Here is an 18843-nt window from a genome sequence, read left to right as displayed (position 1 = left end):
TTGCAACCCTTATAAAATCAAACTAAAATGGCAGGATTGTGAATTCCTTCCTGAATTGGTAATAAAATCACGGCATCTTCCCATGCTCGGTCACTGTTTTGGTTCAGGTTTGGTCTCTTTTTAAACCGGGCTTTTCTCATTAAATAAATTTTTCATGAAACAAAATACCAAAATCGCCTTTATTGGCGGAGGCAATATGGCCATGGCCATGGCCAGTGGCATGATTGGCACTGTGTGTCAGGCCAAAGATATTCTGGTGATAGATATCAACACCGCGGGGCATGAGCGCTGGCTTGGCAAAGGTGTTCAGGTAAGCAGTCAGGCAACCTCAGAACTTGCGCAATGCAATATATGGATTTACGCGGTTAAGCCGCAAAACATGCATGAAGCCATTGAGGGCAGCAAAATTCATTTGCAGCCAGGTACGCTGGTGATCAGTATTGCCGCAGGTCTGAATACGCAATCGCTGTGTGATTGGCTGGGAGCTGATGGCAAACCCTGGCCCGGTCTGGTTCGGGTGATGCCCAATACACCTGCGTTAATTGGCAAAGGGGTGACGGGTTTATATGCAATGCCGTCACTGGTTGAAAAAGATGTGTTGCAGGCCGAGCAAATCATGTCCTCCATCGGTTCGGTTGTCCGGGTTCAGGAGGAAAGCCTGCTCGATGGCGTTACGGCGCTTTCAGGCAGTGGCCCGGCCTATGTGTTTTTGTTGATAGAGTCTCTGGTGGAGGGGGCCAGGGCTTTGGGGCTTGATGAGCAACAGGCCAAGAAGCTGGCGATCGAGACCATTCTGGGTTCGGCTGCACTGGCCGCTACATCAGACCAAGAGCCTGCCATCTTGCGTGAAAACGTGACCTCAAAAGGGGGAACGACAGCTGCAGCCCTGGCGGTATTTGAACGGCACCAATTCAGGGAGATAGTTAAACAGGCCATGAAGGCCGCTTCTGACAGGGCGGTTGAAATGTCCAGGGAATTGGGTAAATCCTGATGAGCAAGAACGGTTATTTTGATCAAATATCATCCTTGCAGGCCTTGCTTTCGATTGTGCTCATGTGCATTATCGTGGTTGCCTCCAACGTACTGGTTCAACCACAATTCCATATTAATGAATGGCTTACCTGGGGAGCTTTGACGTATCCGGTTTCTTTTCTGGTTACCGATTTGCTGAATCGGCGTTTTGGTCCGCAGGTGGCCAGGAAAATCGTACTGGTGGGTTTTGTGGCCGCCATTATTGTTTCATATCTCCTGGCCGATGCCCGCATTGCAATTGCTTCCGGCAGTGCATTTTTGTTTGCTCAGCTGGGGGATATTTTCATTTTTGACAAAATGCGCCAGTTAAGCTGGTGGAAAGCGCCTTTTATAGCCGGTGCGCTGGCATCGGTTATTGACACCTTCCTGTTTTTTGGTCTTGCTTTTGCCGGTACGCCTGTTCCCTGGATATCGCTTGCATTGGGTGATATGGTGGTGAAACTGCTGGTTAGCATGTGTTTATTGCTGCCATTCAGAATGCTCATGTGGAATATCGGCAAACCTAAAAACTGCACGATTTAATGCTTGTCTAATGGTTTTCAGGAGTTTACCCGGCTACGGATTTTGTCTATCCTTCTGGGAATTCCTTTTATTGGTATAACGAGAAAAAAATGCAAGAGTTCTTACCTCAGTTTATCCAGCAGCTGTTCAACGGCTTGTCGCTGGGTGCCATTTATGCATTAATTGCAATTGGCTACACCATGGTGTACGGCATCATAGGCATGATTAATTTTGCCCACGGTGAAATTTACATGATTGGTGGGTATGTCGGTCTGGTGACATTGTCTGCGATTGGTGTCAATAGTGGTGTACCTATCCCCATAACCATTCTTTGCATGGTCCTGATAGCCGTGGTGGTGACAGGGGTGTATGGTTACTCGGTAGAGAGAATCGCCTACCGGCCAGTACGGGGAGGGCCAAGGCTGGTGGCACTTATTTCAGCGATTGGCATGTCCATCTTTTTGCAAAACTGGGTGGCCATTGGTCAGGGCTCTCGTGACATGGCGGTTCCCAACCTTATTCCGGGTGCTTTGCAGTTTACGGTTGGTGCGTCAGACTTTACAGTCACGGTTACTTACGCCAGGCTGCTTATTATTACCGTGGTTTTCTTTCTCATGGTGGGCCTGAGTTTTTATATCAAGAACTCAAAAATGGGTAGGGCCTCACGGGCCTGTTCCCAGGATATGCACATGGCCAATCTGTTGGGTATTGATACCAACAAAGTCATTTCTTTTACTTTTATTCTGGGGGCTATGCTGGCGGCTGTTGGAGGGGTGCTGATTGCCCTTACCATTGGCAAGCTTAATCCTTTTATCGGGTTTATTGCTGGCATCAAGGCATTTACGGCTGCCGTGCTGGGCGGAATTGGCAGCATACCCGGTGCCATTCTGGGTGGGCTTTTATTGGGTGTGGCCGAAACCATGGCGGCGGCTTATTTGTCTTCCCAATATAAAGATATTGTTGCCTTTGGCCTGCTGATTTTCATTTTGCTGTTCAGGCCCAGTGGTTTGTTGGGTAAACCCGAAGTGGAAAAAGTGTAATGAAAAATATAAAAAGTGCATTTTTTGCAGCTCTTTTAACAGGAATCATGATTGTCCCCATTTTCGGGCTTCAGCTTGAAAGAAAGGGCATCAACACCGAGATCGTGCCACACTGGAGCATTGTGCTGTGGGGAATGGCTATCGTGTTCGTGGTGCAATTGTTAAAACCCTATGTATTCAGGAAAAGACCGGGTGTCCGTTTCAATCTGCCCCGAGTCCCTTCACTTAATCCGAAATCCAGTGTTATGTTGTTGGGCCTGGTTTTTGTTGTCGCTGTTATCTGGCCGTTTTTCAGTGGACGCAGTCAGGTTGATATTGCCACGCTGGTGCTGATTTACGTCATGCTTGCGCTTGGCCTTAACATTGTGGTGGGTTTTGCCGGCTTGCTGGATCTGGGTTTTGTGGGCTTTTATGCTGTTGGTGCTTACACGTATGCCTTGCTGTATCACTGGGCAGGCTGGGGCTTTTGGGAGGCTTTGCCTGTAGCCGGTGTCATGTCCGCCTTTTTTGGTTTCCTGTTGGGCTTTCCGGTCTTGCGTCTGCGTGGCGATTACCTGGCCATTGTTACGCTGGGATTTGGGGAAATTATCCGCCTGTTATTAATTAATCTGTACGGATTTACCGGTGGTCCCGATGGTATTTCAGGCATACCCAAACCCACTGTCTTTGGGTATGAAATGACACGCAGAGCTTCTGTGGAAGGCGCGCAAACCTTTCATCAGTTGATGGGCTGGAAGTTCAGTACAATGGATGTGGTCATTTATCTGTACTTGATGGCCTTGGTACTGGCTTTTATTACACTTATTGTGTCCAACCGGCTGGTTCGTATGCCCATTGGACGCGCCTGGGAAGCCTTGCGCGAAGATGAAATCGCCTGTCGTTCATTGGGTCTGAATCCTACCCGAATCAAATTGTCAGCCTTTACGCTGGGTGCGACGTTTGCCGGTCTGGGCGGTGCGTTTTTCGCTGCCCGCCAGGGGTTGGTCAACCCCGAGTCATTCACCTTTATTGAGTCGGCGCTTATTCTGGCCATTGTGGTATTGGGCGGAATGGGTTCGCAGATTGGGGTCATTCTGGCTGCCATTATCTTAACGGTATTGCCAGAATTGGCGCGTCAGTTTGCCGAGTACAGGATGTTGATTTTCGGTTTGGTCATGGTGTTAATGATGGTATGGCGCCCGCAAGGCTTGCTGCCGGTAAAACGTCCGCAAGTGGAGATTCCCAATGAGTGAAAAAATATTAAGCGTTAATGGCTTGATGATGCAGTTTGGCGGGTTGCTGGCAGTCGATTCAGTAAGTTTTGATGTAAGCAAAAATGAGATTTTTGCCATTATTGGTCCTAATGGAGCCGGTAAAACAACCGTATTTAATTGTGTGAGCGGTTTTTATAAACCTACTGCGGGTAGCATTACGCTAAATGGCAAGGCAATTGCCGGTTATCCAAGTCATAAGGTTGCACAGCATGGTCTGGTCCGTACTTTCCAGAATGTGCGTCTGTTCAAGCATCTTACGGTGCTGGAAAACCTGCTGGTGGCACAACATACACAAATCAAATCCAGTCTGTTACCGGGTTTGCTGAATTTGCCGTCTTATCGCCGTTCTGAAAAACAGGCCTTGAACAATGCGGTGAAGTGGCTGGATTTCATGGGTTTGCGGCAATTTGCCAACCGTGAGGCCGGTAATCTGGCTTATGGGCACCAGCGTCGCCTTGAAATTGCGCGCTGCATGATTACCAAGCCACGTTTGCTTTTGCTTGATGAACCCGCTGCCGGATTGAACCCGCAAGAGAAAAAAGATCTGGCGGATTTAATTAATCAGTTACGCAATGATTTTGATATGTCTGTTCTTTTAATTGAGCATGATATGAGTTTGATCATGGGTATTTCTGACCGCATCCTGGTCATGGAGCATGGTAAACCCATTGTGACAGACAAGCCTGAGGTCGTTAGAGCCGATCCGCGTGTTATTAAAGCCTATCTGGGAGAAGAATAAGTGTTAAAACTGGAAAAGGTGAGTACTTATTACGGTGCGATCCAGGCCTTGGATGAGGTCAGTGTTGAAGTCAATCAGGGCGAAATCGTCACCTTGATTGGGGCAAATGGCGCCGGTAAAACAACTTTGCTTATGACGGTTTGCGGCAATCCGCGAGCCAGAAATGGTTCCATTACCTTTCTTGACGAGGATATTACCAACGAGTCCACGCATAAAATCATGCAAAAGGGTATTGCCATCTCACCTGAAGGCAGGCGGGTCTTTTCTGACATGACGGTTGTTGAAAACCTGAAAATGGGTGGTTTTTATCTTAAACCCCATGAGATCGAAGAGGGTCTGGATCATGTCTTCAAGTTGTTTCCCCGACTTAAAGAACGTGCCAACCAGCGCTCCGGAACCATGTCGGGCGGAGAGCAGCAAATGCTGGCTATTGGCCGGGCATTAATGAGTAAACCCCAATTGCTGCTTCTTGATGAACCAACGCTGGGTTTGGCGCCCTTGATTATCGCCCAGATTTTTGAAATCATCAGAACCATTCGTGAGGAAGGGGTGACTGTTTTTTTGGTAGAGCAAAATGCCAACAAGGCTTTGCAGCTTGCCGATCGGGGTTACGTCATGGAGACAGGCAAGGTGGTACTTTCCGATACGGGCGCTAATCTACTGGTGAATGATGATGTGCGCAAGGCTTATTTAGGGCATTAATCAAAAAGTATTACCCAGGTGCGCATTCTTGGGTATGGTTAAAAAATCCTGGCACTGCTTTTCAGCTTGCCAGGATTTTTTGTTTTGGCCCGGTTGATGTGTGTTGAGGGCTGTTTTCCGGATAGGGATTGCATTAAAGCGTATTAGCGAATCTGTATTGACATCGATATTTGATCGCTCAGTTTTTAGCATCGGTTCCGTTTTTTTCGGCCTGCCGGTCTTGTTGGTCTGTTGTGGATTCCTGATCATTACTGTTGTCATGGTGACTGTTATTAGCCGATACATGGTGGGCATCAGCGTCATCCTCTTCATGGTGACCCGCGACCGAGTGATCCAAAGACAAGGTGACATTGCCTGATTTTTCTTTGGCAATTTTATAGGCCGGTCTGTCTTTTACCGCACTCAGGAAAGATTGAATGTTTTGCATGTTTTCGGTAATGCAGCCACGGGCTTCAGCCAGCTCCAGTGGATAGCACATTTGAATGTCTGCCGCGGTAAACTGGCTGCCACAGAACCAGCCATGCTGGCCCAGCTCGGTGTCGATGAAATTAAGTTTTTTTTCAATTTCCGGAAGAACATTGGCGTGGATATTGCCATTGACGGCCTTTTTGAGGATTGAGCGGGCAAAAAATGGCACACGTGTGGTTCCCAGTTTCAGCAGGGCCTGATGCTTGGACAATGCAGGCATAAGAGAACCTTCGGCAAAATGCATCCACAAGGAGTACTGGTTGTAATCGGCCGAGGCAATCGGTGGACGTAATCCACTGCGGTCGTAGTGGTTAAGCAGGTATTCGATAATTGCGCCAGATTCAATCAGGGTTAAGCCATTGTCATCCAGTATAGGTGCCACGCCCAGTGTGTGGATGTCCTGCAATGAGGTTTCCGCTTCCGTGGTTTCCGTATTTCTGCGGTGATGCCTTATTTGGTATGAAAGCCCCAACTCTTCCAAAAGCCAGACGATACGAAAAGATCTTGAAGACTCCAGGAGATGAATAGTGATCATAATAGACTCCGGTTTAGAAAGTTAAGAGGAAGAGGGCAGGATACCGCGGATTTTATCAAGTAGCATTTCTGGTTCTTCACTGTCTGAAGCCAAGAACTGGACTTTTCCATTGGCATCAAAGATATATATTCCACGTGCATGCATGACTTCGTAATTGTTGGGATCGCTGCCTGGTTGAGGTTTTTCTATTTGGTAAGCGACACGATAGCGGCGGGCAATATCAGCAATTTGTTTTTCGGTGCCGGTCAGGCCAATGGCACCATTATCGAAGGCATCAACGTATGCCTGCAAAACTTCAGGCGTATCGCGGTGTGGGTCTACGCTCAGAAAAATAATCTGGATATTGTTGGCCTGTTCACCAAGCATGCTTTTGACGGCTGATAGCTGTGCCATGGTGGTGGGACAGATATCGGGGCAGCTGGCATAGCCAAAAAATAAAAGCACCACTTTTCCCTTGACGTCTTTTTCTGTAATCGTCTTGTCTTGTGCGCCGTTTAAACTGAATTTCAAATCGGGAAGGCGGCCGGTGATTTTGTAAATCACACTGGGTTTGGCTTGCGGCTGTTCCTGCGTGACAGCAGGAACAGAATGCAGCAAGGCCATTGCCAATACCGATGAAAGCAAGGTTTTCTTGATCATTATGTTAGGTACCAAAATGATATCAGGCCGCTTCGGTCATGCCACAATGCCTTAACAGCGCTTCAGGGCTGGGTTCGCGGCCACGGAAAGCCTTGAAGGAGTCAGCGGCAGGACGTGAGCCGCCAACCGCCAGGATCTCTTGCCTGAATTTATTGCCGATGACGGGGTTAAGCGTCCCCTGATTGTCAAGGGTATTTTCTTCAAACAAGCCATAGGCATCAGAGGAAAGCACCTCAGCCCATTTGTAACTGTAGTAACCGGCCCCATAGCCGCCAGCAAACAAATGAGAGAAATTATGCGGGAAACGATGCCAAGCCGGCGGTATGATAACGGCCACTTCTTGACGCACTTCATTGAGCAGTGACAGTACATCGGCAATAGAGGTTTGACTGGTGCGTTGATGCAAAAGCATGTCAAACAGGGCAAATTCTATCTGGCGTACGGTTTGCATGCCACTTTGATAGTTTTTTGCAGCCAGCATTTTCTGGTATAAAGACTCGGGCAGCGGTTCCTGGGTTTCCCAGTGACCGGACAGTTTTTGCAGGACAGACCATTCCCAGCAGAAATTTTCCATGAATTGGGATGGCAGTTCTATGGCATCCCATTCAACACTTGCGAATGGAGAGGCGGCTGGCTCATCAACTTTTGAAAGCAGGGCGTGCAGGGCATGACCTGACTCATGGAACAGGGTGATGACATCATCATGCGTGAGCAGAGCAGGTTTGTTGTCTTGTGGTGGCGGGAAATTGCAGGTTAAATACACCACCGGTGTTTGCAGGTTTTCGCCCTGCAAGTGGCGGGTTCTTTCGCTGTCAACCCATGCGCCACTTTGTTTGCCGGCACGGGCATAAAGATCGGTGTATAAATAACCAATCAGTTCATTGTTTTCTTTAACGGCATAAACCGCCACGTTTTCGTGCCAGACGGGGGCTTTGAAAGGAACCAGTTCAACATTGAACAGGGTGCCAATGACATAAAACAATCCATTAAGCACTTTGGGTTCAGGCAGATACTGTTTGACTTCCTCATCGGAATAAGCATAACGGGATTTACGCAATTGTTCAGAGACATAGGCATAATCCCAGGGTTGGAGTTCATTCAGACCCAGTGACTGGCTGGCAAACTCCCTGAGAGCAGCCACGTCTTTTTCAGCGAAGGGCTTGGCTTTTGCGGCCAGATTGCGCAGGAAGCCCACAACCTGGGAGGAAGTGTCAGCCATGCGGGTTTCAAGTTGCATTTGGGCAAAGTCATTGTAGCCCAGCAAGCGGGCTTCTTCGGTTCTGAGGGCCAGCAGTTTTTCAATGTTGGAGGAGTTGTCGTAGCGGGCATCACCTTGTTCGGAGGCAATGGTGGCATAGCCACGATATAGCTTTTCACGCAAGGCCTGGCTTTTGGCATATTGCATGACCGGCAGGTAAGACGGCATTTTAAGCGTGAATTTCCAACCTTCCTTGTTTTCGGCCTGTGCGGCTTGCCGTGCGGCATTAATCGCGTCTTGCGGCAAGCCCTCAAGCTCTTTTTCGTCGGTTACGATCCATTCCCATGAATCGACGGCATCCAGGGCGTTTTCAGAAAATTTCTGTGAGGTTAAGGCGATTTGCTCGCTGATTTGGGCATAACGCTCTTTGTTTTCCCCCTCAAGTTCCACGCCACTCAGCCTGAAGTTGCGCAAAGCCAGTTCGATAATGCGTTTGCGGGTAGGTGTGAAGCTCTTGAAAGCCTTACTTTGTGAAATTTTCAGGTATTGCCGGTACAGGTCTTTATTAAGGCCGATCCAGGTTGAAAACTCGGTCATTTTGGGGAGCATTTCATTATATGCATCCCGTAATTCAGGTGTGTTGACAACTGAATTCAAATGACCGGCTACCGACCAGGCCCGCCATAAGCGGGCAGTGTCACATTCCAAAGGTTCTATGAATGAATCCCATGTTGGCTCTTTTACCTTTTCAACAATTTCATTAATGGCATGACGGGTATCGTCCAGCAGGCTGCTCAGTGCCGGAACCAGGTGTTCAGGTTTGATGGCACTGTAATCAATGAGTTCGGATAAAGGGGCTAATAAGGGATTGCTATTCATGGACTCTTCTAAATTAAAGTTTACGTTCTGCTGCTTCGATGGTGTTCACCAGCAGCATGACAATGGTCATGGGGCCAACGCCGCCAGGTACAGGAGTAATTGCGCCGGCAACCTCTTTGGCAGAAGAAAATTCTACGTCGCCCTTGAGTTTACCATCTGAACCGCGGTTGATACCTACATCAATGACAATGGCACCCGGTTTGATCATGTCGCCAGTGATCATTTCGGGACGACCCGTTGCCACGACAAGGACATCTGCACGTCGTGTATGGGCGGCAAGGTCTTTGGTTTTGGAGTTGCAAATAGTGACGGTGGCACCCGCTTTTTGCAATAGCAGTGCCATGGGTTTGCCGACTATGTTGCTGGCCCCTATTACGACCGCTTCAGCACCGCGAAGTTCAACATTTTCCGATTCGAGCATTTTCATGACACCATAAGGGGTGCATGGAATGAACAGGGGACGGCCCGTCATTAACGCACCGGCATTGCTGATATGAAATCCATCAACATCTTTTTCCGGGCTGATGGTTTCAATGACTTTGTTGGCGTCCAGGTTGGCAGGCAAGGGCAGTTGAACCAGAATGCCATGAACGGATGGATCGTTATTGAGTTCGCGAATCCGGTTACAGAGCGCTTCTTCGCTTAGGCTTGCCGGGTATTGTTCTACTGAGGAGTTAAGGCCAAGTTTGGTGAAGGTATTGGCTTTGTTCCTGACATAAACCTGGGAAGCCGGATCATCACCAACCAGAATCACGGTAAGGCCGGGAATAATATTCTTTTCCTTCAGTGCGTTGATGCGTTCAGCCAGATTCTGTTTGATGGTTTCGGCGAGTTTTTTTCCGTCAATAATGCGAGCAGTCATTCAAATGTCCTTGCGATTTAATTACTTTGCCAATGCCACTTTCATTAAGTCAGCGACAGTGGTTACTTCGAGTTTTTCCATAATATTGGCCCGATGGGCCTCAACGGTTTTAATACTGATATTCAGGTCATCGGCAATTTGCTTGTTAAGCCGGCCGGCGACAATCCGGCCAAGTACCTGTTGCTCGCGTGATGTAAGGCGGGCAAGTAGTGCCTGATGATTTTTTTGCTGTTCGGCAATCGATGCCTTGTCTTGGGCCTGCACCACCATATGGGCGATGATTTCACGCAGGTCGGCTTCGTTGAAGGGCTTTTCAAGAAAGTCAACAGCACCTTTCTTCATGGTTGAAACGGCCATGGGAACATCACCGTGACCGGTGATGAAAACAATGGGAAGAGGAGCATTGCGTTTGATCAGTTCTTCCTGCAGCTCCAGTCCTGTCATGCCAGGCATGCGAACGTCTGCAATCAGAACGCTTATTATCGATGGGTCATAGCTTTCCAGAAACTGTTCGCCACTTTCAAAAGCCTGAACCTGATAGCCATTGGCTTCCAGTAACCAGCGTAACGAATCCCTGACGGCTTCGTCGTCATCGACGATAAAGATTGTGCAATTGTCTGTTGTCATAGTTTGTATCCTTTACTCATTGTTCTTGGATTGGCTCTTTTGGAGCACAGGGGAGTAAAAAGCGGAATATTGTTCCGCCTTCGGGGTTGGTTTCAGCCCAGAGCCTTCCATGGTGGGATTCAATAATTGTTCTGCAAATATTGAGACCCATGCCAAGCCCCTCTGACTTGGTGCTGAAGAATGGTTCAAATAAACGTTCGGGTTCTTTCAGTCCATGACCGCGGTCAACAACCCGTACCTCAATTTGTTTGTCATGAAGGTAGGCATTGACATAAAGTGTATCGGCTTCGCTGTTGACCATGGCCTCAAGGCCGTTTTTGACCAGATTAAGCAGTACTTGTTCAATAAGAATGGGGTCGGCCAGGACATTGGGCAGATCATCGGGAACATTGGCCTCGATTTTTATTCTGCGTTTGCGGGCATCAATTTCGGCAAGATCCAGGGTGTTGTCGATGATTTTGGACACGGGCGTGCTTTGACGGCGTGGCTCGCTTCGTTTGACAAACTCACGGATGCGACTGATGATTTTACCGGCACGTTCTGCCTGATTGGCGGATTTCTCCAGCGCGGACAGGAGTTTTTCCTGTGATATGTTGCCCGATTTGATCATGGCAACGATGGCCATATTGTAGTTGGCAATCGCGGTAAGGGGCTGGTTAAGCTCATGCGCCAGGGAAGAAGCCATTTCGCCCATGGTGGTAAGCCGACTCGTCAGCTGGATTTTTTCCTGCTGGATTCGTGAGTCTTCTTCGTGCTTGCGTCTTTCGGTAATGTCCCGGGCAACCTGCATCCGTACTTTTCGGCCATCGGTCCAGATGAGCATCCGATGATGCACTTCAAACCAGCAGTCTGCCGAAGGCGCATATTGCTCGATGGTTACACCGCTGAACCGGCCTCGCCGTCCGCCCATTAATTCGCTGTGGCCATTGGGCTGTGAGCCAAAAAGGCGTCGGTAGGTACGATTGGCAAATAAAAGCTCCAGTCCGGCAGGGGTATCCGCCACCACCGAGATGGCATCATCCAGTCCTTCCAGCACGGTCATGAAGCGTTCATGGGCAGCCGTCAGGGCCTCCCGAACCCGTTTGGGTTCGGTGATGTCGGTCATTGAAGTCATCCAGCCGATTTGCTCTCCGTTGGGGTCCCGCAAGGGAGATACATACATGCGCGAGGTAAAGCGTGATCCATCACGCCGCTGGGCTTCTACTTCCAGTCCGGTGCTGGGGGTTTTGCCCGACATGAGAATATCCAGAATACGCTGGTGTTCGTCATATTTTCCGGGCACCCAGTATGGATAGGGAATGCTTTTTCCAAGCAGGTCGGCCTCGTTCCAACCCATCATGCGACAGAAGGCCGGGTTTACATAGGCGATTCGGCCTTGCATATCCAGGACACGCATGCCGGTTGACATGGAGTTTTCCATGGCCCGGCGAAAGCTGGTTTCGGCCAGTAGGGCCGCTTCAGCATTTGAACGAAAGCGTGTGTAACGCCATAAGGCCAACAGGCTGATGATGATAATGAAAGAAAGTGCCATGACAAAGAACATCAGGCGTTCCTGCTTGGTTTCTTCATCAACGGTGACGAACATGACGCTTTCTTTGTGTATTTGCTGCAACCAGAAAAAGCCGGTCATGACAAGCAGATACAGGACAAGTACAAATACGGGTGTAATCCAATAAAGGCCTTTTTTATTTATTTTTGCATTGTCGTAAAACGACGAAGCCAGCAGGGATTTATTGGGCAGGTCAGACATTGGTGTTACAAAAAAATCTTTAAAGTAAATGGGTATTGTAATTGAGACATTTCCCCATGATACTGGTTTTGTTGCACCAGGTAAAATTTTAATGTTTGTATTAAAAACCTTTTTGTTTTTTCATAATGTGAAAACATATATCATTATATAAAATTTAGCTTGTGCGAATGCTGGCTGTCTCATAGAATAGAAGTCGCATTATTTATATTTGGCCACTTCAGACGTGGGTGGCATGCATTGCCGTATTCTGCTTTTAAGGTACAGTGTGCTTTAATGGGAGCAGAACAATATTAGAAAATAAATGATTTGCGGATAGCAAATCCTAACAGGAGAAAACGATGTCGTCGCCTGATCTCAAACAAAAAATTGCACAAATCGCCGATGTTGATGCAGTTGAAACGCAAGAGTGGCTTGAGGCGCTTGAAGCCGTGCTGGACCGTGAAGGCCCTGAAAGAGCGCATTTTTTACTGGAAAAACTAATTGATTTGGCCCGTCGTTCAGGATCGAATATCCCGTTTTCTCCACATACAGCTTATGTAAATACCATTCCTCCCGGACTGGAACCCCCCAACCCTGGCAACTTGGCCCTTGAAGAACGCATCCGCTCGTATGTGCGCTGGAATGCCATGGCCATGGTTGTGAAGGCGAATAGCCACGAGCCCGCTGATGGTGGCGATCTGGGTGGTCACATTGCTTCGTTCGCATCGCTTGCCACCATGATTGGTTGTGGACAAAACCATTTTTGGCATGGTGAAACGGCCGAACATGGCGGTGATCTGGTGTATTTCCAGGGACACTCTTCACCAGGTGTCTACGGCCGGGCTTATCTTGAAGGCCGCCTCACCGAAGAGCAGCTGGACAGTTTCCGTCAGGAAGTGGGTGGCAAAGGCTTGTCTTCATATCCCCATCCCAAGTTAATGCCCAATTTCTGGCAGTTCCCTACGGTATCAATGGGTCTTGGCCCCTTGATGGCCATTTATCAGGCTCGTTTTCTCAAGTATCTGCATGCGCGTGGTATTGCAGATACCAGTAATCGTAAAGTGTGGGTCTTCTGTGGTGACGGCGAAATGGATGAGCCGGAATCCCTGGGCGCTATCAGCCTGGCTGCCCGTGAAAAACTGGATAACCTTATTTTTGTGATCAACTGCAACCTGCAGCGTCTTGATGGCCCGGTTCGTGGTAATGGCAAAATCATCCAGGAACTGGAGGGTGATTTCCGTGGCAGTGGCTGGAATGTCATTAAGCTGATTTGGGGCAGTTACTGGGATCCGTTGCTGGCTCGCGACAAAGAAGGTATTTTGCGTCGTGTCATGGAAGAAACCGTAGATGGTGAATACCAGGCCTATAAGGCCAATGATGGTGCTTATGTGCGCGAACACTTTTTTGGCAAGCACCCCAAATTGCTTGAGATGGTCAGCCGCATGAGCGATCAGGAAATTTGGCGCCTTAATCGTGGTGGCCATGATCCCAACAAGGTGTATGCCGCCTTTGATGCTGCGGTTAAAACCAAAGGTCAGCCTACTGTCATTCTGGCCAAAACCATTAAAGGTTACGGTCTGGGTCACGTTGCGCAAGGTAAAAACCCTGCCCACCAGCAGAAAAAACTGGATCTCGATTCCATCCGTGAATTCCGTGATCGATTCAATATTCCCATCCCTGATGACAAACTGGCCGATTTGCCATACTTCAAACCTTCTGAGGATTCCGCAGAAATGAAGTATCTCAGGGAACAGCGCCAGAAACTGGGTGGTTATTTACCAGCCCGAAGAGCGGTAGCAGAAGAAAAGCTGAAAGTGCCCGATCTGGATAAATTCAATACCATTCTTGAGCCAACGGCAGAAGGACGTGAAATCTCAACCACGCAGGCATTTGTACGTTTCCTGAACCAATTGCTCCGGGACAAGAATATTAGTGACCGTATCGTGCCTATTCTGGCCGATGAGTCACGCACTTTCGGTATGGAAGGTCTGTTCCGTCAGATAGGTATTTATGCACCTGAAGGGCAAAAATACACCCCGGTCGACAAGAATCAGGTGATGTATTACAAGGAAACCGCCAACGGACAGTTGTTGCAGGAAGGCATTAACGAAGCAGGCGCTTTTGCATCATGGATTGCAGCGGCTACTTCATATTCCACCAATAACCGCATCATGATTCCATTCTTCATTTATTACTCGATGTTTGGATTTCAGCGAATTGGTGATCTTGCCTGGGCTGCAGGCGACATGCAGGCCCGTGGTTTCTTGCTGGGCGGTACCGCCGGCCGCACCACATTGAACGGTGAAGGCCTGCAGCATGAAGATGGACATAGCCATATCCTGTCCTCCACGATTCCCAACTGTGTTTCTTATGATCCTGCTTTTGCGCACGAATTGGTTGTCATTATGCAAGACGGCCTCAAGCGTATGGTTGAGAATCAGGAAAACGTTTTCTATTACCTGACGGTAATGAACGAAAACTATGCGCAGCCAGGTCTGCGAGTGGGTGATGAAGAGGGCATCATCAAGGGTATTTACAAGTTCAGCTCTGTCGACAAGGGAGAGTTCCGCGTACAGTTGCTGGGTTCCGGCACTATTTTGCTGGAAGTGATTGAAGCCCAGAAACTGCTTGAGCAGGATTGGGGTATTGGTTCTGATGTCTGGAGTGTGACCAGCTTTACAGAGCTCCGGCGTGATGGCCTGGATTGCAACCGCTACAACTTGCTGCATCCCACTGCCAAGAAACAAAAAGTTCCTTATGTGACTCACAAACTGCAAGAGTCGGAAGGCCCGATTATTGCCTCTACCGACTACATGAAGCTGTTTGCCGATCAGATTCGCGAATTCATTCCTGCCGGACGTGAGTACAAGGTCCTGGGTACTGATGGTTTTGGCCGTTCGGATTTCCGCTTCAAACTAAGAGAACACTTTGAGGTTGATCGCCATTTTGTGGTATTGGCAGCATTGAAAGCCCTTGCTGATGAAGGCAAGATTCCTGCTTCAAAACTTGCCGAAGCCATTAAGAAATATGATATTAACCCCGCTAAAGCCAACCCACATCACGCATAAGGTTTTTCGACATGAGTAAATTGTTAGAAATTAAAGTGCCGGATATCGGAGATTTCAGTGAAGTTGAAGTCATTGAGTTGCTGGTTGCTGTTGGCGATCGGGTAGAGGCTGAACAAAGCCTTGTAACGGTTGAGTCAGATAAGGCCTCAATGGAAATTCCGTCCTCGGATGCAGGTATTGTTAAAAGTCTGAAAGTCAAACTGGGTGACAAGGTGAAAGAAGGTAGTGTCATTCTGGAGCTTGAAGCCGCAGATAATGTCGTTGATCAGCCAGTATCGGCTGCCAAGACTACTACTGCTCCCGACTCGTCACCCGCTGTCAGTCAGGCGCCTGTGCAGGCAACGTCATCTTCAGCACCTGCAGCGGCAGGGGATGTGATCAATGTTGTGGTGCCTGATATTGGGGACTTCAGCGAGGTAGAGGTCATTGAGGTTCTGGTGTCAGTGGGTGATACGGTAGATGTCGAGTCAAGCCTGATTACGGTGGAGTCTGACAAGGCTTCCATGGAAATTCCTTCATCACATGCCGGAACGGTGACTTCCCTGGCAGTGAAGGTGGGTGACAAGGTTTCCAAAGGTTCTGTTGTTCTGACCTTGAGCCCCACCGGACAACAAGTCGCGGCAGCGCCTGTTTCCGTTCCTGCGCAGCCCGAACAGGTGGTTCAGGCCGCAGAAACGATGACAAAACTGCCCAGCTCAGACCGCATTGATGAGACCGCAACAGTCCCTTCCGAGTTCAGGGTTTCTCCCACGGCTTCCTTTGCATCCACCATGATGCCAAGCCGCAACTTGCCCCATGCCTCTCCCTCCGTGCGTAAGTTTGCCCGTGAACTTGGCGTGGATCTTGCGCAGGTGAAAGGAACGGGTGAAAAGCACAGGATTACCCAGGATGATGTGCGCAAATATGTGAAGGCAACCCTGACGGCGGCCATGAGCACACGTTCTACCACGAGCAGCTCAAGTGTTGGTGGCGGCTTGTCAGTACTGGATTGGCCGAAAATTGATTTTGCCAAGTTTGGACCGATCGAATCCAAACCCCTGTCGCGCATTAAAAAGATTTCAGGCGCAAACCTGCATCGCAACTGGGTCATGATTCCTCATGTAACGAATAACGATGAGGCGGACATTACCGAGCTGGAAGCGCTCCGTGTGAAGTTGAACAAAGAGCATGAAAAAGCAGGTATCAAGTTCACCATGCTGGCATTCATCATCAAGGCCGTCGTTGCATCCCTGAAGAAATTCCCGGAATTCAATGCTTCGCTTGATGGTGACCAGTTGGTGATGAAAAAATATTACCACATCGGTTTTGCCGCTGATACACCAAACGGTTTGGTGGTTCCGGTTCTTAAAGATGCCGATAAGAAAAGCATTTCCGAAATTGCCAAAGAAACCGCAGAACTGGCCAAGCTGGCTCGTGACGGAAAATTGTCACCTTCACAAATGCAGGGCGGGTGTTTCACGATTTCCTCACTCGGAGGTATTGGCGGCACCTCATTTACGCCCATCATTAATGCGCCTGAAGTGGCTATTCTGGGTGTGTGCCGTTCTTCATATAAACCGGTATGGAACGGACAGGCCTTTGAACCGCGCTTGACCATTCCTCTGTCATTGTCCTACGATCACAGGGTTATTGATGGTGCCTTGGCTGCCCGTTTCAATGCCTATCTGGCCTCATTGCTGGCGGATTTCCGTCGGGTATTAATCTAAGCGCAGGGGTTGAAAATGAGTCAAATTGAAGTCAAAGTACCTGATATTGGCGATTTTGATAGCGTTGAAGTGATTGAGATCCTGGTCGCGCCCGGTGATGTGATTGCCGAAGAACAAAGCCTGATTACCGTAGAGTCTGATAAGGCTTCTATGGAAATCCCTTCTACTGTTGCTGGCAAGGTAGTGGCACTCAATGTTAAGTTGGGTGACAAGGTTGCACAAGGAAGTGTGATTTTAACGCTTGAAAGCAATGGTGCCGAGGCAAAAGTCGGGAAGCCTGCTGCCAGTGCGCCTGCAACGCCTGTTGCCGATACCTCACCTGCCACCGGTGCATCCCGTCTTTCAGTGGCAGTGTCAGAAGATGCTTATGATGTCCTGGTGCTGGGTGCCGGTCCCGGTGGATACTCTGCCGCTTTCCGTGCCGCAGACCTTGGCCTGAAAGTGGTATTGGTAGAGCGTTACTCTACCTTGGGTGGTGTGTGCCTGAATGTGGGATGCATTCCGTCCAAGGCCCTGTTGCATAATGTGGCCGTGCTGGAAGAGGCCAAACACCTGGCCGCCAATGGTATTGTTTTTGGTGAGCCGGTGATCGACCTGAATAAACTGCGTGACTATAAAGACAGTGTTATCGGCAAACTTACCGGTGGCCTGGCCGGCATGGCAAAGGCTCGTAAAGTAACGGTGGTAACCGGTGTTGGCGAGTTTTCAGACAGTCATCATCTGTCGGTTGCCAAGCCTGATGGTACAACCCAGGTGCTGGCATTTAAAAACGCCATTATTGCGGCTGGTAGCCAGTCGGTAAAACTGCCTTTCCTGCCAGAGGATGATCGTATTGTTGATTCCACCGGTGCGCTTCAGCTTAAATCCATTCCCAAGAAAATGCTTATCGTTGGTGGTGGCATTATCGGGCTTGAAATGGGTACCGTCTATTCCGCATTGGGTGCTCGTCTTGATGTGGTTGAAATGCAGGATGGCTTAATGCAGGGGGCAGACCGGGATCTGGTTAAGGTCTGGCAAAAAATGAACGCCTCCCGTTTTGACAACATCATGCTGAACACGAAAACGGTGGCAGCCGAAGCAAAAGAGGATGGCATTTGGGTGACGTTTGAAGGTGAAAGTGCACCCAAAGAACCTCAGCGCTACGATTTGGTACTGCAGGCGGTGGGACGCTCTCCGAATGGCAATAAAATCGGCGCTGAAAAAGCGGGTGTGCAGATCAGTGATCGCGGCTTCATTGCGGTAGACCAGCAAATGCGCACCAATGTACCTCATATTTATGCCATTGGGGATCTGGTGGGGCAACCCATGCTGGCTCACAAGGCTGTTCATGAAGCGCATGTGGCTGCTGAAGTGATTGCCGGGCAGAAAAGCTTCTTTGATGCCCGTGTCATTCCTTCGGTTGCCTACACAGACCCTGAAGTGGCTTGGGTTGGACTGACGGAAGAGCAAGCCAAAAAAGAGGGAATCAAGATCGAGAAAGGTCTTTTCCCATGGGCGGCATCGGGCAGGGCTATTGCCAATGGGCGTGATGAAGGTTTCACCAAACTCATATTTGATGCTCAGACTCATCGGATTCTTGGGGGGGGCATTGTGGGCACCCATGCGGGCGACCTGATCAGTGAAGTGGCACTGGCCATTGAAATGGGCGCTGATATGGTGGATATTGGCAAGACTATTCACCCACACCCGACTTTAGGTGAATCGATTGGCATGGCAGCGGAAGCGGCTCATGGCAGTTGTACAGACTTGCCACCAGGCAGACGTAAATAACGCTTTTGGCTTGCAAGATTAAAGCTCTCTTATTTTCCGGTTTTCTGGAAAATCAAGAGAGTTTTTTCTTGGTGTCGCTTAAAATAGTCGATTAA

At 49.0% G+C, this 18843-nt stretch carries 15 protein-coding genes; 9 read left to right on the top strand and 6 right to left on the bottom strand.

The window, feature by feature from the left end:
• Window positions 1-154 precede the first annotated feature (154 nt).
• From proC to KU392_RS08785, 6 genes are all read left to right on the top strand, one after another.
• Entirely contained in the window at window positions 155-991 is an 837-nt protein-coding gene (gene proC, locus KU392_RS08810) for a pyrroline-5-carboxylate reductase (protein WP_217735098.1), read from the top strand.
• Window positions 991-1554 (top strand): queuosine precursor transporter, encoded by a 564-nt coding sequence (locus KU392_RS08805; protein ID WP_217735097.1) that lies wholly within the window; start codon window positions 991-993, stop codon window positions 1552-1554. Before proC ends, KU392_RS08805 begins: the two co-directional genes overlap by 1 nt.
• 89 nt (window positions 1555-1643) lie before the next feature.
• On the top strand, window positions 1644-2573 hold the full coding sequence (livH, locus tag KU392_RS08800) for a high-affinity branched-chain amino acid ABC transporter permease LivH (RefSeq protein WP_169294396.1): 930 nt from the start codon (window positions 1644-1646) through the stop codon (window positions 2571-2573).
• A gap of 47 nt (window positions 2574-2620) precedes the next feature.
• Entirely contained in the window at window positions 2621-3805 is a 1185-nt protein-coding gene (locus KU392_RS08795) for a high-affinity branched-chain amino acid ABC transporter permease LivM (RefSeq protein ID WP_371808401.1), read from the top strand.
• A complete protein-coding gene (gene livG, locus KU392_RS08790; protein ID WP_217735096.1) occupies window positions 3798-4565 on the top strand; it encodes a high-affinity branched-chain amino acid ABC transporter ATP-binding protein LivG in 768 nt (255 codons plus the stop codon). Before KU392_RS08795 ends, livG begins: the two co-directional genes overlap by 8 nt.
• Window positions 4566-5267: an ABC transporter ATP-binding protein gene (locus tag KU392_RS08785; protein ID WP_217735095.1), complete on the top strand. Its 702-nt coding sequence runs from the start codon at window positions 4566-4568 to the stop codon at window positions 5265-5267.
• A gap of 178 nt (window positions 5268-5445) precedes the next feature.
• Here KU392_RS08785 and KU392_RS08780 read toward each other — a convergent pair whose 3' ends face one another.
• From KU392_RS08780 to KU392_RS08755, 6 genes are read right to left on the bottom strand one after another with little or no spacing between them, the layout of a single operon-like run.
• The gene (locus KU392_RS08780) at window positions 5446-6270 is read right to left on the bottom strand and encodes a glutathione S-transferase family protein (RefSeq protein WP_169294400.1); all 825 of its coding nucleotides are present in this window, start codon (window positions 6268-6270) and stop codon (window positions 5446-5448) included.
• Window positions 6271-6291: 21 nt separating this feature from the next.
• A complete protein-coding gene (locus KU392_RS08775; protein ID WP_217735094.1) occupies window positions 6292-6909 on the bottom strand; it encodes an SCO family protein in 618 nt (205 codons plus the stop codon).
• Between the two features lie 22 nt (window positions 6910-6931).
• Window positions 6932-8986: a M3 family metallopeptidase gene (locus KU392_RS08770; protein ID WP_169294402.1), complete on the bottom strand. Its 2055-nt coding sequence runs from the start codon at window positions 8984-8986 to the stop codon at window positions 6932-6934.
• A 13-nt stretch (window positions 8987-8999) separates the two neighbouring features.
• A complete protein-coding gene (gene folD, locus KU392_RS08765) occupies window positions 9000-9848 on the bottom strand; it encodes a bifunctional methylenetetrahydrofolate dehydrogenase/methenyltetrahydrofolate cyclohydrolase FolD (protein WP_169294403.1) in 849 nt (282 codons plus the stop codon).
• Between the two features lie 21 nt (window positions 9849-9869).
• Window positions 9870-10475: a response regulator transcription factor gene (locus KU392_RS08760; RefSeq protein WP_217735093.1), complete on the bottom strand. Its 606-nt coding sequence runs from the start codon at window positions 10473-10475 to the stop codon at window positions 9870-9872.
• A gap of 16 nt (window positions 10476-10491) precedes the next feature.
• The gene (locus KU392_RS08755; protein ID WP_169294405.1) at window positions 10492-12225 is read right to left on the bottom strand and encodes a PAS domain-containing sensor histidine kinase; all 1734 of its coding nucleotides are present in this window, start codon (window positions 12223-12225) and stop codon (window positions 10492-10494) included.
• Window positions 12226-12563: 338 nt separating this feature from the next.
• On the opposite strand from KU392_RS08755, the gene aceE reads away from it, so the two are divergent.
• The 3 genes from aceE to lpdA are packed head-to-tail and all read left to right on the top strand — an operon-like array spanning window position 12564 to window position 18748.
• Entirely contained in the window at window positions 12564-15272 is a 2709-nt protein-coding gene (aceE, locus tag KU392_RS08750; RefSeq protein WP_169294406.1) for a pyruvate dehydrogenase (acetyl-transferring), homodimeric type, read from the top strand.
• An 11-nt stretch (window positions 15273-15283) separates the two neighbouring features.
• Window positions 15284-16978: a dihydrolipoyllysine-residue acetyltransferase gene (gene aceF / locus KU392_RS08745; protein ID WP_217735092.1), complete on the top strand. Its 1695-nt coding sequence runs from the start codon at window positions 15284-15286 to the stop codon at window positions 16976-16978.
• Between the two features lie 15 nt (window positions 16979-16993).
• Complete coding sequence (lpdA, locus tag KU392_RS08740; protein WP_217735091.1) at window positions 16994-18748, top strand: dihydrolipoyl dehydrogenase; 1755 nt, start codon at window positions 16994-16996, stop codon at window positions 18746-18748.
• The last annotated feature ends 95 nt before the right edge of the window (window positions 18749-18843 follow it).

The sequence above is a fragment of the Advenella alkanexedens genome, assembly GCF_019132845.1.
GTDB lineage: Bacteria > Pseudomonadota > Gammaproteobacteria > Burkholderiales > Burkholderiaceae_B > Advenella > Advenella alkanexedens.
This window is presented reverse-complemented; position numbering and strand designations above follow the sequence as displayed.